The 15,550-nt window shown below is 65.2% G+C and carries 17 protein-coding genes; all 17 read left to right on the top strand.

Features of this window, described 5'->3' with window-relative positions; all coding sequences use genetic code 11:
• Positions 1-2: 2 nt before the first annotated feature.
• The 17 genes from PSH84_RS07005 to PSH84_RS06925 all read left to right on the top strand — a co-directional run bounded on the left by PSH84_RS07005 (position 3) and on the right by PSH84_RS06925 (position 15,528).
• A complete protein-coding gene (locus tag PSH84_RS07005) occupies positions 3-281 on the top strand; it encodes a phosphopantetheine-binding protein (protein WP_305483159.1) in 279 nt (92 codons plus the stop codon).
• Positions 244-498, top strand: a complete 255-nt coding sequence (locus PSH84_RS07000) for an acyl carrier protein (protein WP_030140951.1) — start codon at positions 244-246, stop codon at positions 496-498. Before PSH84_RS07005 ends, PSH84_RS07000 begins: the two co-directional genes overlap by 38 nt.
• Positions 495-1,040 (top strand): COG4648 family protein, encoded by a 546-nt coding sequence (locus tag PSH84_RS06995; RefSeq protein WP_122565343.1) that lies wholly within the window; start codon positions 495-497, stop codon positions 1,038-1,040. Before PSH84_RS07000 ends, PSH84_RS06995 begins: the two co-directional genes overlap by 4 nt.
• A complete protein-coding gene (locus PSH84_RS06990) occupies positions 1,037-2,716 on the top strand; it encodes an ApeI family dehydratase (protein ID WP_122565342.1) in 1,680 nt (559 codons plus the stop codon). Before PSH84_RS06995 ends, PSH84_RS06990 begins: the two co-directional genes overlap by 4 nt.
• Before the next feature lie 185 nt (positions 2,717-2,901).
• Positions 2,902-3,636 (top strand): glycosyltransferase family 2 protein, encoded by a 735-nt coding sequence (locus PSH84_RS06985; RefSeq protein WP_305469390.1) that lies wholly within the window; start codon positions 2,902-2,904, stop codon positions 3,634-3,636.
• Positions 3,633-4,577 (top strand): lysophospholipid acyltransferase family protein, encoded by a 945-nt coding sequence (locus PSH84_RS06980; RefSeq protein ID WP_122565340.1) that lies wholly within the window; start codon positions 3,633-3,635, stop codon positions 4,575-4,577. The genes PSH84_RS06985 and PSH84_RS06980 overlap by 4 nt, the downstream gene beginning before the upstream one ends.
• A complete protein-coding gene (locus tag PSH84_RS06975; RefSeq protein WP_122565339.1) occupies positions 4,558-6,102 on the top strand; it encodes an HAL/PAL/TAL family ammonia-lyase in 1,545 nt (514 codons plus the stop codon). The genes PSH84_RS06980 and PSH84_RS06975 overlap by 20 nt, the downstream gene beginning before the upstream one ends.
• Entirely contained in the window at positions 6,095-6,520 is a 426-nt protein-coding gene (locus tag PSH84_RS06970; RefSeq protein WP_122565338.1) for an acyl-CoA thioesterase, read from the top strand. The genes PSH84_RS06975 and PSH84_RS06970 overlap by 8 nt, the downstream gene beginning before the upstream one ends.
• On the top strand, positions 6,517-7,110 hold the full coding sequence (locus PSH84_RS06965; protein ID WP_122565337.1) for a LolA family protein: 594 nt from the start codon (positions 6,517-6,519) through the stop codon (positions 7,108-7,110). Before PSH84_RS06970 ends, PSH84_RS06965 begins: the two co-directional genes overlap by 4 nt.
• A complete protein-coding gene (locus PSH84_RS06960) occupies positions 7,094-9,433 on the top strand; it encodes an MMPL family transporter (RefSeq protein WP_122565336.1) in 2,340 nt (779 codons plus the stop codon). Before PSH84_RS06965 ends, PSH84_RS06960 begins: the two co-directional genes overlap by 17 nt.
• 23 nt (positions 9,434-9,456) lie before the next feature.
• On the top strand, positions 9,457-10,716 hold the full coding sequence (locus PSH84_RS06955) for an NAD(P)/FAD-dependent oxidoreductase (RefSeq protein ID WP_305482450.1): 1,260 nt from the start codon (positions 9,457-9,459) through the stop codon (positions 10,714-10,716).
• A complete protein-coding gene (locus PSH84_RS06950; RefSeq protein WP_305469385.1) occupies positions 10,713-11,441 on the top strand; it encodes a class I SAM-dependent methyltransferase in 729 nt (242 codons plus the stop codon). The genes PSH84_RS06955 and PSH84_RS06950 overlap by 4 nt, the downstream gene beginning before the upstream one ends.
• Entirely contained in the window at positions 11,438-11,920 is a 483-nt protein-coding gene (locus PSH84_RS06945; protein ID WP_122565333.1) for a DUF3261 domain-containing protein, read from the top strand. The genes PSH84_RS06950 and PSH84_RS06945 overlap by 4 nt, the downstream gene beginning before the upstream one ends.
• The gene (locus PSH84_RS06940; RefSeq protein ID WP_305482448.1) at positions 11,917-13,113 is read left to right on the top strand and encodes a beta-ketoacyl-[acyl-carrier-protein] synthase family protein; all 1,197 of its coding nucleotides are present in this window, start codon (positions 11,917-11,919) and stop codon (positions 13,111-13,113) included. The genes PSH84_RS06945 and PSH84_RS06940 overlap by 4 nt, the downstream gene beginning before the upstream one ends.
• Entirely contained in the window at positions 13,110-13,577 is a 468-nt protein-coding gene (locus PSH84_RS06935) for a hotdog family protein (RefSeq protein ID WP_305482446.1), read from the top strand. Before PSH84_RS06940 ends, PSH84_RS06935 begins: the two co-directional genes overlap by 4 nt.
• Positions 13,574-14,302 carry a 3-oxoacyl-ACP reductase FabG gene (fabG, locus tag PSH84_RS06930; RefSeq protein WP_305482445.1) on the top strand — a complete coding sequence of 243 codons (729 nt, stop codon included), beginning with the start codon at positions 13,574-13,576 and terminating at the stop codon, positions 14,300-14,302. Before PSH84_RS06935 ends, fabG begins: the two co-directional genes overlap by 4 nt.
• Entirely contained in the window at positions 14,302-15,528 is a 1,227-nt protein-coding gene (locus PSH84_RS06925; RefSeq protein ID WP_122565329.1) for a beta-ketoacyl-ACP synthase, read from the top strand. The genes fabG and PSH84_RS06925 overlap by 1 nt, the downstream gene beginning before the upstream one ends.
• Positions 15,529-15,550 lie beyond the last annotated feature (22 nt).

The following is a 15,550-nucleotide window of genomic DNA, read 5'->3' as shown; positions in this document are numbered from 1 at the left end:
AGCTGATCATCGACGCCCTCGGCCTGGAAGACATCGGCATCGACGACATCGGCGACCACCAGACCCTGTTCGGCGAAGGCCTGGGCCTGGACTCGGTGGATGCCCTGGAGCTCGGCCTGGCGATCCAGAAAAAGTACGGCATCAAGATCGACGCCGACGCCAAGGACACCCGTAATCATTTCAGCAATGTGGCGAGCCTTGCGGCCTTCGTCAGTGCAAAAACAAGAAGCCTGAGACCGGACCATGCAAACTCGCGACGACATCTTCAACACCCTGCGTGATGCTCTGGTCGAGCTCTTCGAGCTGGACCCCGAGCGCGTGACGCTGGAATCGAACCTGTACCAGGACCTGGAAATCGACAGCATCGATGCGGTCGACCTGATCGACCACATCAAGCGCCAGACCGGCAAGAAAATCGCCGCCGAAGAATTCAAGTCAGTGCGCACCGTCAATGACGTGGTCGAGGCGGTCTATCGACTGGTTCAACCGGCCGCATGACCCGGCTGATTGGCCTCGGCCTGCTGCTGGCGGGCCTGCTGTACCCCTTTGCGGTGTATTTCGGCATGGAGCATTTCGCCCCGTGGCAGTTCGGGCTGCTGCTGGGTAGCCTGTGGTTGGCCCGGGCAGTGCTGGGCGAGGGCGGCGCTGGCAGCCGTTGGATGGCGGCGACGGCGATCGTGTTTTGTGTGTTGCTTGCGCTGTTCGACAGCCCGCTCCTGCTGCGCTGGTACCCGGTGCTGATCAGCGCGTTCATGCTCGGGCTGTTCGCCCTGAGCCTGAAATACGGCCCGCCGATGATCGAACGCCTGGCCCGCCTGCGTGAACCGCAGTTGCCGGCCAAGGCGGTGGTGTATACGCGTCAGGTCACAGTGGCCTGGAGCGTGTTTTTCCTGTGTAACGGTTTGCTCGCCGCCGCCCTGACCCTTTGGGCGCCGCTGAGCTGGTGGATGTTGTACACCGGCCTGATTTCCTACGGATTGATGGGGCTGCTGTTTGCCATTGAATGGCTCATACGACAACGGGTAAGAGGCCGCCCATGAATTGGATAACACTTGAGCAGATGTTGCTCAGGGCTCAGCCGGAACGCGCCGTCGCGGTCGATCCGACGCTGGATCATTCGCAACTGCGGGACGCGGCGCTGCGCCTGGCGGCCGGCCTGCAAGCCCGGGGCGTGCGCCATGTGGCAGTGCACCTGGAAGATGCCGCCGACCTGGCCATCGCCCTGCTCGGTGCCTGGCGCGCCGGGGTACGGGTCCTGCTTCCCGCCGACCTGCAAGCGCAGACACGCCAGCGCTGGGCTGCGGACGTCGACCTGTGGCTGACCGACCAGCCCGGCGACACCCATCCCGGCGATTTGCAACAGACGCCGATGGACGCCGCCGAACTGGACCTTGATCAGTGCTGGCTGAGCCTGTGCACCTCCGGCTCCAGCGGCGAGCCCAAGCGTATCGAGAAAACCCTGCGGCAGTTGAGTAACGAGGTCCAGGCCTTGGAACACCTGTGGGGCGCCGACCTGGGCCCGGCCTGCGTGATCGGCAGCGTTGCCACCCAACACATCTACGGGCTGCTGTTCCGGGTGCTGTGGCCGCTGTGCGCCGGGCGTACCTTTGTGCGTCGGCAATTGGCCTTCCCCGAAGACCTGCAACGCGCCAGCCGCGAGCAACCGGTGTTCGCCTGGGTCGCCAGTCCGGCGTTGCTCAAGCGCATGGGCGATAACCTCGATTGGCCGGCCCTGAGCAGCGTGCGTCGGGTGTTCTCCTCCGGCGGCGCCTTGCCAACCGAGGCCGCGCAAAGCCTGCAGCGACGCCTGGGACAATGGCCGACGGAAATTTTCGGCAGTTCGGAAACCGGCGGTATCGCCTGGCGCCAGGGTGGCGGATTGTGGCAACCCTTTGCCGGCGTCGAACTGAGCCAGGACAGCGACGGCGCCTTGCTGATCGCTTCGCCCTATCTGCCGGTCGGGCATGTGGAGCACACCGCCGATGCGGCGCAGATTGCCGAAGATGGCCGCTTCGAACTGCTCGGGCGACTGGACCGTATCGTCAAGCTCGAAGAGAAACGCATCTCCCTGCCCATGCTCGAACACGCGCTGGTGACCCACGACTGGGTCAGCGAAGCACGGCTGGGGGTGGTACAGGAGAGTCGCGCCTCCCTCGGCGCGCTGTTGGTGCTGAGCGACGCCGGCCTGCGGGCCTTGCGCAACCAGGGCCGGCGCGCCGTGACCGAGGGCCTGCGCCGGCACCTGAGCGAACATTGCGAAACCCTCGCTCTGCCACGGCGCTGGCGCTGGCTGCGGCAGTTGCCGCTCAACGCCCAGGGCAAGCTGCCTCAGGCCGAAGTCGAGGCGCTGCTGATGGCGCCACGCCCCAAAGCCCCCGAAGTGTTGGAGCAGGTCGAAACCGACGGTGAATGGAACCTGCGACTGGTCGTGCCGCCTGACCTTGCGTACTTCAGCGGCCACTTCCCCTGCGCTCCGGTATTGCCCGGCGTGGTGCAGGTCGACTGGGCCTTGAGCCTGGGCCAGCAACTGCTGGACCTGCCGCCCCGATTCGGCGGCATGGAAGTGCTGAAATTCCAGCAACTGGTGCGCCCTGGCGATGAGCTCCAACTGCACCTGCGCTTCGACCGCGAACGCGGCAAGCTGTACTTTGCCTATCGCAACGCCACGGCGGCCTGTTCCAGCGGGCGGATTGTGTTGGGGATGGCCGATGACTGATTGCACCGCGGTGCTCCTGTGGCGAGGGGATTTAGCGAAACGTCGCACCGCCCCGCTCGAGTGCGGAGCGCTCGCCATCAGTCTGTGTCGTTGCACAGAATTTGGGGTCGCTGCGCAACCCAGCGGGGATAAATCCCCTCGCCACAGGAAGGTTGTGCACAGTGAAACCGTGGAGGGAGCAGAATATGCATAACCCCTGCGCCGTCATCCCGGTCTACAACCACGAAACCGCCATCTCGGCCGTAGTCCAGGCGTTGCTCGCCAACGGCCTGCCCTGTGTACTGGTGGATGACGCCAGCAGCCCGGCGTGTGCCGCTGTGCTGGAACGGCTGGCCGAGGGCGATCAGGTGCATCTGGTCAGGCTGGCCGTCAACCAAGGCAAGGGCGGCGCGGTGATGACCGGCTTGCGGGAAGCATCGCGGCTGGGTTTCAGCCACGCCTTGCAGGTGGACGCCGACGGACAGCACGATCTGGGCGACGTGAAGACCTTCATCGAGCAATCCCGTGCCCACCCCGACGCAGTGATCTGCGGGTATCCGCACTACGACGCCAGCGTGCCGAAAGGTCGCTTGTACGCACGCTACCTGACCCACGTCATGGTCTGGATCAACAGCCTGTCCCTGCAAATCCGCGACTCGATGTGCGGCTTTCGGGTCTATCCCCTGCCACCGGTCCTGGCACTGATCGACTCGGCCAACATCGGCAAGCGCATGGATTTCGACTCGGACATCCTGGTGCGCCTGGCCTGGCGCAATCAGCCAATGCACTGGCTGCACACCCGGGTCCATTACCCTCAAGACGGGGTTTCGCACTTTCGCCTGTTCCACGACAACGTGCTGATTTCCAGCATGCACACCCGGCTGTTCTTCGGCATGCTCGTGCGCTTCCCCCTGATTCTCTGGCGACGGTGGCGGACATGAGCCTGCAGGCAGACAAGCAACATTGGGCCGACCGCCAGGAGCGCGGCAGTTTCTGGCTGATGAAACTCACCGCGGTCGCCGCCAAGGTCCTCGGCCGGCGCCTGCTGACCCCGGTGCTGTACGGCATCGTCCTGTACTTTTTCATTTTCGGCCGCAGCGCGCGCCAAGCGGCCTGGCAATACCAGCAACGCCTGGCCGATTGGAGCGCCCGCCCCGAACTGCGCCCGACCCGCTGGCGGGTGTTCGGGCAGTTCATGGCGTTCGCCGATTCCTTGCTGGACAAGCTCGACGTCTGGAACGGCAAGCTGAGCATCGACCAGATCGAAATCGTCGACCCGGCGCTGCTGCGCAATCACCTGCGCGATGCCCGTGGACAAATGCTGGTGGGCGCGCACCTGGGCAACCTGGAGATGTGCCGGGCACTGGCCGAACTGGGCGAGAAAGTCACCATGAACGTGCTGGTGCACACCAAGCACGCCGAGCAGTTCAACCGTTTGCTGGGCGAGGCCGGTGCCACACACTTGCGACTGATCCAGGTCAGCGAGCTGAACCCGGTGATCATGTTGCAACTGAGCGAGCGCCTGGAGCGCGGCGAGTGGCTGGCGATTGCCGGCGACCGCGTACCGCTGCACGGCGGACGCAGCGTGACCGTGGACTTCATGGGCCACCCGGCGGCATTTCCGCAAGGCCCCTGGCTGCTGGCCGGCCTGCTCAAATGCCCGGTCAACCTGCTGATGTGCCTCAAGCACGAGGGGCGCTATCGCGTCACCCTCGAACCTTTCGCCGATGCCGTGGCGTGGAAACGCAACGAGCGCGAGCAAGTGATCGCCCACTGGGCCGCCCGCTACGCCGAGCGCCTGGCGCAGTATTGCCTCCAGGGGCCCCAACAGTGGTTCAACTTTTACCCTTTCTGGAAGACCGATGACGATGCCCACTCTTGAGCCGGTAACCTTCGGCGAACGCCCCTTGCGCATTGAAGATGTGCTGGCCCTGGCTAACCGCCAGGCACCGACGCAATTGCAGGACGACCCGGCGTTCCGCCAACGCATTGCCAAGGGTGCGCAATTCCTCGATTCCCTGCTGGACAAGGAAGGCGTGATCTATGGCGTGACCACCGGCTATGGCGACTCCTGTGTGGTAGCCGTGCCGCTGCACCACGTCGAGGCCCTGCCGCGCCACCTGTACACGTTCCACGGCTGCGGCCTGGGCAAGCTGCTGGACGCCCAGGCCACCCGTGCGGTGCTGGCGGCGCGTTTGCAGTCGCTGTGCCACGGTGTGTCGGGGGTGCGGGTAGAACTGCTGGAACGCCTACAGGCCTTTCTCGAACACGACATCCTGCCGCTGATTCCGGAAGAAGGTTCGGTGGGCGCCAGCGGCGACCTGACGCCGCTGTCCTACGTCGCCGCCACGCTGTCCGGTGAACGAGACGTCATGTTCCGTGGCGAGCGGCGCCTGGCCGCCGACGTACACCGGGAACTGGGCTGGACGCCGCTGGTGCTGCGGCCCAAGGAAGCTCTGGCGCTGATGAACGGCACCGCCGTGATGACCGGCCTGGCCTGCCTGGCTTTTGCCCGCGCCGACTACCTGCTGCAACTGGCGACCCGCATCACCGCGCTGAACGTCGTCGCCCTGCAAGGCAACCCGGAACACTTCGACGAACGCCTGTTCGCCGCCAAGCCACACCCGGGGCAGATGCAAGTCGCCGCGTGGCTGCGCAAGGACCTGGCGATCGACGCACCGACCGCGCCGCTGCATCGTCTGCAGGATCGCTATTCCCTGCGCTGCGCGCCCCACGTGCTCGGCGTACTGGCGGACAGCCTGAACTGGCTGCGTTCGTTCATCGAAACCGAACTCAACAGTGCCAACGACAACCCGATCATCGACGCCGAAGCCGAGCGCGTGCTCCACGGCGGGCATTTCTACGGCGGGCATATCGCCTTCGCCATGGACAGCCTGAAGAACCTGGTGGCCAACGTCGCCGACTTGCTGGATCGCCAGCTCGCGCTGCTGGTGGACGCGCGCTACAACCATGGCCTGCCCAGCAACCTGTCCGGCGCCAGCGCCGAGCGGGCGATGCTCAACCATGGCTTCAAGGCCGTGCAGATCGGCACCAGTGCCTGGACCGCCGAGGCTCTGAAAAACACCATGCCGGCCAGCGTGTTCTCGCGTTCCACCGAGTGCCACAACCAGGACAAGGTGAGCATGGGCACCATCGCCGCCCGGGACGCGATCCGCGTGCTGGAACTGACCGAACAAGTCGCCGCCGCCACCTTGCTGGCAGCCAACCAGGGCGTGTGGCTGCGCAGTCGCGCCGAAGACGCGCGACCGCTGCCGCCGGCCCTGGCCGCCATGCACCAGCAACTGGCCGAGGATTTCCCGCCTGTGATCGAAGACCGCGCCCTGGAAGGCGAACTGCGCCTGTGCCTGCAACGCATCGCCGAGCAACACTGGAGGCTGCATGCGTAGCCAAGGTGTTTTGCACGTCGACACGCAGATCGTGGTGCCTTTTTTCGACGTCGATTCGATGAACGTGGTCTGGCACGGCCACTACGTCAAATACTTGGAAGTGGCCCGCTGTGCGCTGCTCGACCTGATCGGCCACAACTACAACGACATGCTCGAATCCGGCCATGCGTGGCCGATCATCGACCTGCAACTTCGCTACGTGCGCAGCGCCGTGTTCGGCCAGGCCCTGACCGTGCGCGCGAGCCTGGTGGAGTGGGAAAACCGGCTGAAGATCAACTACCTGATCAGCGACGCAGCCACGGGCGATCGCTTGACCCGCGCCAGCTCGGTGCAAGTGGCGGTGGACGTCGCCAGCCGCGAAATGCTGCTGGCCTCGCCCCGGGTCTTTGTCGAAGCCGTTGAAAGGAAACTGCCATGAAGCGCCTGGCTATCTGGTTGTTGCTGTGCTGCCTGGCGCCTGTGGCACAGGCATTCGACTTGCAACAACTGAGCGATCAACTGGCCCGCCCGGAAGTAATCCACGGACAGTTCATCCAGGAAAAACACCTGCGCGCCCTGCCCCAGCCCCTCACCAGCAAGGGCCGCTTCGTGTTGGCGAAAAACCACGGTCTGCTGTGGCTGCTGCAAACCCCGCTGCAACAGGACTACCGCATCACCGCCGAGGGCATCGCCCGGCGGGACGGCAATGCCTGGCAGATGCTGCCGAACAAGAGCGCCGGCGCCGAGCAGAACCGGCTGTTCCTGGCGGTTCTGCAGGGCGACAGCAGTGGCTTGCAACGGGATTTCGAGCTGAGCCTGTCGGGCGAACCACAACAGTGGAAACTCACCCTGACCCCGCGCTCGGTGCTGCTCAAGCAGGTCTTCAACCAGATCAACATTGACGGCGGTGAACTGGTCCAGCGCATCGAACTGCTGGAGACCCAGGGCGACAGCACCGTGCTGCGCATGCAGGACGCTACCGGCGCGCAACCGTTGAGCGAAGCGGAGCAACATGATTTTGCCGAGTGAACGGATGCTGCCCCGGCTGTTCCTGATCCTGCTGCTGGCGGTGTTGGCGCTCGCCGGTTGGCAATGGCGCAATGGCGCGCCGCTGTCGGCCAATCTCATGGAACTGGTGCCGGGGACGTCTCCCGATGCCTTGGAGATCACCGCCGAGCAGCGCATGCAGGAGCCGCTCAACCGCGAGGTGCTGGTGCTGGTCGGCCACACCGATCGCCAGCAAGCCATCACCCTGGCGCAAACCCTGGGCGAGCAATGGCAGGCCAGCGGCCTGTTCGACAAGGTGCAGTGGACGCTGCAGGCCGACTTGCCGGCGCTGCGCACGCAACTGCTCAACGGGCGGTTGGCGATGCTCTCGGCAGAGGACCGGGAGCAATTGATCGAACAGCCCCAGGCGTTCATCCAGCAACGGGTGCAGGCCCTGTTCGACCCGTTCAGCGGCTTCAGCCTGGTGCCGAACCAGGACGATTGGCTGGGCCTGACCGGGCGCATCCAGAACAGCCAGCCCCAACGCGGCGCGATAAAATTCGACATCGGTAGCGGGGCCTTGGTCGCCGATGCCGACGGTAAAAGCTGGGTGATGCTGCGGGCCCGTGCCCAGGGCAACGCCTTCGACATGAACCTGCCGCTGCAAGTGGCCGAACTGCTGCAACACAGCCGCGACCTGGCGAGCCAGGCCCAAGGGCAACTGCTGGCGGCCAGCGGCCTGCTGTACGCCGCCAGCGGCCAGCAACAGGCGTCGCGGGAAATCACCTGGGTCGGCGGTGGTGCGACGGTCGGCATCCTGCTGCTGTTGTTGCTGGCCTTCCGGCGCCTGCGCGTGTGGCTGGCGTTCGTGCCGGTGCTGGTGGGCATGCTGTTCGGCGCCGTGGCGTGCGTGGCCTTGTTCGGGCGCATGCATGTGATGACCCTGGTACTGGGTTCCAGCCTGATCGGCGTCGCGGTGGACTACCCCCTGCACTACCTGTCCAAGAGCTGGAGCCTCAAGCCTTGGCGCAGCTGGCCGGCCTTGCGCCTGACCCTACCGGGGCTGAGCCTGAGCCTGGCGACCACCTGCATCGGCTACTTGGCCCTGGCCTGGACACCGTTCCCGGCCCTGACCCAGATCGCGCTATTTTCCGCCGCAGGACTGGTCGGCGCCTACTTGACCGCGGTCTGCCTGTTGCCGGCGCTGCTCAAGGGTGCAGACCTGCGTCCAGCCCAATGGCCGCTGCGGCTGTGCGAATGCCTGCTCCAGACCCGCCAAGCATTGTTGGCGCGGGTGCCCACGCCGCTGCTGCTGGTGTTGTTGCTGAGTTTCTGCGCGGGCGGTCTCTGGCACCTGACCACAAAAAACGATATCCGCCAGTGGATCGGCACGCCCCAGCACCTCACCGACGAAGCCCGCGACATCGCGCGCATCACCGGCTTCCAGCCCACCAGTCAGTTCTTCCTGATCCGCGCCGACGATCAACCCCAACTGCTGGAGCGCCAGACTGCGCTCAACGAGCGATTGGATCAGTTGATCGCCCTGGACAAGCTCCAGGGCTACCTGTCGCTGAACCAACTGGTGAGCACGCCCGCCGACCAGCAGAAAGTACGCGAGGCCCTGGCCCGGTTGCCGGCCTTCTGGCAACCACTGCTGGACCTGGGCGTACCGGTCGCCGCGCTGCAAACAGAGCTGGCGCAATTGCAGGCCCTGCCGGTGGCAGACATCGATGCCGCGCTGGCCGGGCCCCTGGCCGAACCCTACCGCACGCTCTGGCTCGGCCCCACCGCCCAAGGCGTGGCCGCCATGATCAGCCTGCAAGGCTTGAACGATGCCGCGCTGCTGCGCGTGCAAGCCGTGGACCTGCCGGGTGTTCAACTGGTGGATCGCCTGGGCGACCTGAACCGGGTCTTCGCCGCCACGCAGGTCAGCGCCGCCGAGTTGAAACTGGCCTCCTGCGTGCTGATTGTGCTGGTGCTGATCTGGCCCTTCGGTGTCGGCGCGGCCTTGCGCATCGTCGCCCTGCCATTGCTGGCCGCGCTGTGCAGCCTGGCGAGCCTCGGCTGGCTGGGGCAGCCACTGACCTTGTTCAGCCTGTTCGGCCTGTTGCTGGTGACGGCCATCGGTGTCGATTACGCGATCCTGATGCGCGAACAGATCGGCGGTGCCGCCGTGAGTCTACTGGGCACCTTGCTGGCGGCGGTCACCACCTGGCTGTCGTTCGGCCTGCTGGCATTATCCAGCACACCGGCGGTGAGTAATTTCGGCCTGGCGGTGAGCCTGGGGCTGGCCTTCAGTTTCATGCTGGCGCCGTGGGCCGGGCGCCAGGAACACCCTATACCTGCTCAAGAAGACCAACGATGACCAAGGATATTCAAGGAACCCCAATGCCTGTCACTGAAACGGAATATCGCCAGGTCGTCATCATCGGTGCCGGCCCCTCCGGCGCCATCGCCGCTGCGCTGCTCAAGCGCAAGGGCCACGATGTGCTGGTCATCGAGCGCCAGCATTTCCCACGGTTCTCCATCGGTGAGAGCCTGTTGTCCCATTGCCTGGATTTCGTTGAAGAAGCCGGCATGCTCGACGCAGTGAATGCCGCCGGGTTCCAGCGCAAGAACGGCGCCGCGTTTGCCTGGGGCGAACGCTACAGCGCCTTCGATTTCGGCGATACCTTCAGCAACGGCAAGCCCACGACCTTCCAGGTGCAGCGCGCCGACTTCGACAAGTTGCTGGCCGACCAGGCCGCCCTGCAAGGCGTGGAGATCCGCTACGGCCAGGCGATTGCCAGTGCCGACTTCACCCTCGCCAAACCACGACTGGGCGTGCAGCGCGAAGACGGCAGCGAGTACTGCGTCCAAGCTGACTTCGTGCTTGATGCCAGCGGCTACGGTCGCGTCCTGCCGCGCTTGCTGGACCTGGAGGCGCCGTCGAACTTCCCGGTGCGCCAGGCCGTGTTCACGCACATCGAGGATCGCATCGACGCTCCGACATTCGACCGGGAAAAGATCCTGATCACCACCCACCCGAGCAAACGCGACGTGTGGTTCTGGACCATTCCGTTCAGCGGCGGACGTTGCTCGGTGGGCGTGGTCGCGGCGGCGGAACATTTCGCCGGCCGCACCGACGACCTCGACGCCTGCCTGCGCGGTTTCATCGACGAAACCCCGAGCCTGGCCGGCGTGCTGCAGAACGCGGTGTGGGACACCCCGGCGCGGACCATCGGCGGCTACTCGGCCAACGTCAAGACCCTGCACGGCCCTGGCTTTGCCCTGCTGGGCAACGCCGCGGAATTTCTCGACCCGGTGTTTTCCTCCGGCGTGACCATTGCCATGCGCTCGGCGAGCATGGCCGCCGACGTGCTCCACCGCCAGTTGCAAGGTGAAAGCGTGGATTGGCAAAGCGAGTTTGCCGAACCGCTCAAGCGCGGCGTCGACACCTTCCGCTGCTATGTCGAGGGCTGGTACGCCGGCACCTTCCAGGACGTGATTTTCTACACCGAAGGCTCGGACGACATCCGACGCATGATCAGCTCGATACTGGCTGGCTACGCCTGGGACCAGCGCAACCCGTTCGTCAGTGAACCCAAGCGGCGCCTGCGCATGCTCTCGGAGATCTGCGCGAGCCCGGCGCCGAGTCAGCAGTCATGAGCTACCTGAGCGACAACTACGTCGAAGAAACCCGCTTCGGCTTCTGGTTCCTGCGCAGCCACACCTGGCAGCATCACGTGTTGCGGGTGGCGATCAACGACTTGCGCAGCCTGTTCAGCAGCCCTCTGCCGGCCAACCCGGTGCTGCTGGATGCCGGCTGCGGCCAGGGCAAGTCGTTCCAGTACCTGCGCCAGGTGTTCGCGCCACACCGCCTGATCGGCGTGGATGCCGACCCCCACAGCCTCGACCTGAGCCGGGAGGAAGCCACGCGCCAAGGCATGGCCGTGGAACTGATCGGCAGCGACTGCGCGACCTTGGCGGTGCCGGATGCCAGCGTCGACCTGCTGTTCTGCCACCAGACGTTCCATCACCTGGTGGAGCAGGAAAAAGCCCTCGCCGAGTTCTACCGCGTGCTCAAGCCCGGCGGCTATTTGCTGTTCGCCGAATCCACCGAAGCCTACATCGATACCTGGGTGATCCGCTGGCTGTTCCGCCATCCCATGCACGTGCAGAAAAGTGCCGCGCAGTACCTGCAGATGATCCGCGCTCAAGGGTTCCAGTTCGAAGACCGCAACGTGTCCTACCCGTACCTGTGGTGGAGCCGTGCCAAGGATTTCGGCCTGCTGGAGCGCTTCGGCCTGCGTCGGCCCAAGCCCTTTGGCGAGCGTGAGGAAACCCTGGTCAACGTGGTGGCGCGCAAGCCTCACGAAGGGGCTGTCGGATGATCCGTGGCCTGCTGATCGCCTGTGTGTTGCTGCTCAGTGCCTGCGCCAGCCAGGCGCCGCTGCCCGCCCGCACCCCGACCCTGGCGTTGCCGATGCAATTGCACGTCGAGCGGACACTGGCCGGCCAACGCCAGGACTGGTTGCTGGTGATCCAGCGCGAAGACGCCGGCATCCGTTGGTCGATGATGGACCCGCTGGGCATTCCCGTGGCCCGCCAGCGCCTGGTCGACGGCCAGTGGCAGGCCGACGGTCTGCTGCCGCCCAATGCCGAAGCCCGGGAGTTGTTCGCCGCGCTGTTGTTCGCCCTGACCCCCGAAGGCGAGCTGTCCGGCAACTATCCGGCGGCCCGGAAACAGGCATCGCAACGGACCCTCGATAATCGTTGGCAGGTGCGCTACACGCAGCCGCTGGATTTTGAAATGAGCCTGCCCCAAGGCCCCCGCTACCGCATCACACCGTTGACCGAGAACGCCCCATGACCGCCTACCTGAATGCCCTCGGGGTGATCTGCGCCCTGGGCCGCGACAAGCACACCGTCGCACGCAACCTGTTTGCCGGCGACTGCTCGGGCGTGCGCAGCGAGGATGGCTGGGTGGCCGAACGGGCCTTGCCGGTCGCTGCGGTGTCGGGTGAGCTCGCGCCCATCCCGCCAGCCCTGGCGGCGCAACGCAGTCGCAATAATCAACTGCTGTTGGAAGCGGGGCTGCAGATTCGCGCCGAGATCGACCAAGCCATCCAAGCCTACGGTCACGCCCGCATCGGCATCGTCCTGGGCACCAGCACGTCGGGCATCGATGAGGCCAGCCAGGGCATTGCCCACTACTTGCGTGAGCAGCGCTTCCCCGACGGCTACGACTATCAGCAGCAGGAACTCAGCGCGCCGGCCAACTTTCTTTCCGACTGGCTCGGCCTCAGTGGCCCGTCCTACGTGATTTCCACCGCTTGCACCTCCAGCGCCCGGGCCTTGATGAGCGCCCGGCGCCTGTTGGACCTGGGCCTGTGCGATGCCGTGCTGTGCGGCGGCGTGGACAGCCTGTGCAAACTGACCCTCAACGGTTTTTCCGCGTTGGAAGCGGTGTCGAACGAACGCTGTAATCCGTTCTCGGTGAACCGCAGCGGCATCAACATTGGCGAAGCGGCGGTGCTGTTTCTCATGAGCAAGACGCCAGGCGAGGGAACACCGATTGCCTTGCTCGGCGACGGCGCCAGTTCCGATGCCCACCATATCTCGGCGCCCGAACCCAGCGGTCGCGGCGCGCGCCAGGCCATGGAAAAAGCCCTGCGCTGCGCCGGCCTCGACGCCCGCCAGATCGACTACCTGAACCTGCACGGCACCGCCACGCAACACAACGACGCCATGGAAAGCCAGGCCGTGGCCGGGCTGTTCCCGGCGGGTGTGCCCTGCTCCTCCACCAAGCCCATGACCGGTCATACCCTCGGCGCGGCCGGGGCGCTGGAGGCGGCGTTCTGCTGGCTGGCCCTGAGCGCGGAAAACCCTGCCCAGGCCCTGCCGCCGCACGTCTGGGACGGCCAGGCCGATCCTGCCCTGCCAGCACTGGACTGGGTCAGCGCCAACACCAGCCTGAACCCGGCCACCCCGCGCCGCCTGATGAGCAATTCATTTGCTTTCGGTGGCAATAACGTCAGCCTGATTATCGGAGACGCCCCATGATTGACTGGCCGCTCGCCGAACTGCTGCCCCATGCCGGCGACATGATCCTCATCGACCGGATCCTGTCGTTCGATGACGAACAGATCCATACCCACACCACCGTCAAGCCCGGTGGTTTGTTCAACCGCGACGACGGCGCGCTGCCGGCCTGGGTCGGCATCGAGCTGATGGCCCAAAGTGTCGCGGCGTTCGCTGGTTGCCACGCCCGCCGACGCGGCGATGCCGTGGAGCTGGGCTTTCTGCTCGGCACCCGCAAGTTCGAATGCAACGTCGACTGTTTTCCCGCCGGCACCGAGCTGAGCATCCATGGCGTGCGCTCCCTGGAAGACGACAACGGCATGGGCGTGTTCGAATGCCACATCCACGCCCCCGGCATCCATGCCACGGCCCGGCTCAATGTATTCCGTCCACCCCAGGCCGCCCACTACCTTCATGAATCGTCCGCAACAGGAAACCCGTCATGACTGAATCAGTACTGGTCACCGGCTCCAGCCGTGGCATCGGCCGCGCCATCGCCCTGCGCCTGGCCCAGGCCGGGCACGACATCGTGCTGCACTGCCGCAGCGGCCGTGCCGAGGCCGAAACAGTCCAGGCACAAATCCAGGCCCTGGGCCGCAACGCCCGGGTGCTGCAGTTCGACGTATCTGACCGCGCCGCCTGCAAGGCCATTCTCGAAGCCGATGTCGAAACCCACGGCGCCTATTACGGCGTGGTGCTCAATGCCGGCCTGACCCGCGATGGCGCCTTCCCGGCCCTGAGCGAGGACGACTGGGACGTGGTGATGCGCACCAACCTCGACGGTTTCTACAACGTGCTGCACCCGGTGATGATGCCGATGATCCGTCGTCGTGCCGCCGGGCGGATCGTCTGCATCACATCGGTTTCCGGGCTGATCGGCAATCGCGGCCAGGTCAACTACAGTGCTTCGAAGGCCGGTTTGATCGGCGCGGCCAAGGCGTTGGCAATCGAGCTGGGCAAGCGCAAGATCACCGTCAATTGCGTCGCGCCGGGGTTGATCGACACCGCCATGCTCGATGAAAACGTAGCCGTGGAAGAACTGATGAAAATGATCCCCGCCCAGCGCATGGGCACCCCGGAAGAAGTGGCTGGTGCAGTGAACTTCCTGATGTCCGCCGAAGCCGGCTACATCACCCGGCAGGTCCTGGCCGTCAACGGAGGCTTGTGCTGATGAAGCGCGTTGTCGTCACTGGCATGGCCGGCATCACCTCCATAGGCAGCGACTGGGAGACCATCGCCGCCAACTTCGCCGCCAACCGCAGCGGCATCCGTCGCATGGATGAGTGGGACCGTTTCACCGAGCTGAACACGCGCCTGGCCGGCCCCATCGACGACTTCCAGGTCCCGGCCCACTGGACCCGCAAGCAATTGCGCAGCATGGGCCGGGTCTCGCGCCTGGCGGTCGCGTCGGCGGAACAGGCCCTGGCCGACGCCGGCCTGCTGGGCGACGAATCGATCAAGGACGGGCGCATGGGCGTGTCCTGCGGTTCGTCCACCGGCAGCACCGATGAGATCAAGGCGTTCGGCAACATGTTGCTCAACAGCGTGGCAGAAGGCCTGAACGCCAACTCCTACGTACGCATGATGCCCCACACCACGGCGGCCAACATCAGCATCTTCTTCGGGCTGACCGGACGCCTGATCCCCACTTCCAGTGCCTGCACCAGCGGCAGCCACGGCATCGGCTATGCCTACGAGGCCATCAAGTTCGGGCGCCTGCCGTTGATGCTCGCCGGCGGGGCGGAAGAACTGTGCCCGACCGAAGCGATGGTCTTCGATGCGCTCTACGCCACCAGCTTGAAAAACGATGCGCCGCAAACCAGCCCACGCCCTTACGACAAAGGCCGCGATGGCCTGGTGATCGGCGAAGGCGCCGGCATGCTCGTGCTTGAAGAACTGGAACACGCCCTGGCCCGGGGCGCACGGATTCATGCCGAAATCGTCGGCTTCGGCAGCAACGCCGACGGCCAGCACGCCACCCGCCCTGAGCTGGTCACCATGCGCCGGGCCATGGAACTGGCCCTGGAAGATGCCGGCCTCGAACCCTCGGCCATCGGCTACGTTAACGGCCACGGCACCGCCACCGAACAGGGCGACATTGCCGAAACCCTGGCCACCAGCAGCCTGTTTGGCGAGCACATGCCCATCAGCTCGCAGAAGAGTTTCCTCGGCCACACCCTGGGTGCCTGCGGGGCGTTGGAGTCCTGGTTCAGCATCGAAATGATGAACCGCGACCTCTACGTGCACACCTTCAACCTCGATGAGGTTGACCCCCAGTGCGGCCAGCTCGATTACCTGCGCAACGAATTCCGGCCGATGAGCCATGAATACGTGATGAACAACAATTTCGCCTTTGGTGGGGTCAACACCTCGCTGATCTTCCGCCGCTGGCACTGAATCGGATTCAAAACCCCGCTAC

The sequence above is a fragment of the Pseudomonas beijingensis genome (genome assembly GCF_030687295.1).
In the GTDB taxonomy this organism is placed as follows: domain Bacteria; phylum Pseudomonadota; class Gammaproteobacteria; order Pseudomonadales; family Pseudomonadaceae; genus Aquipseudomonas; species Aquipseudomonas beijingensis.
The sequence above is the reverse complement of the archived record's forward strand: the minus strand, read 5'-3'. Positions and strand labels throughout refer to the sequence as shown.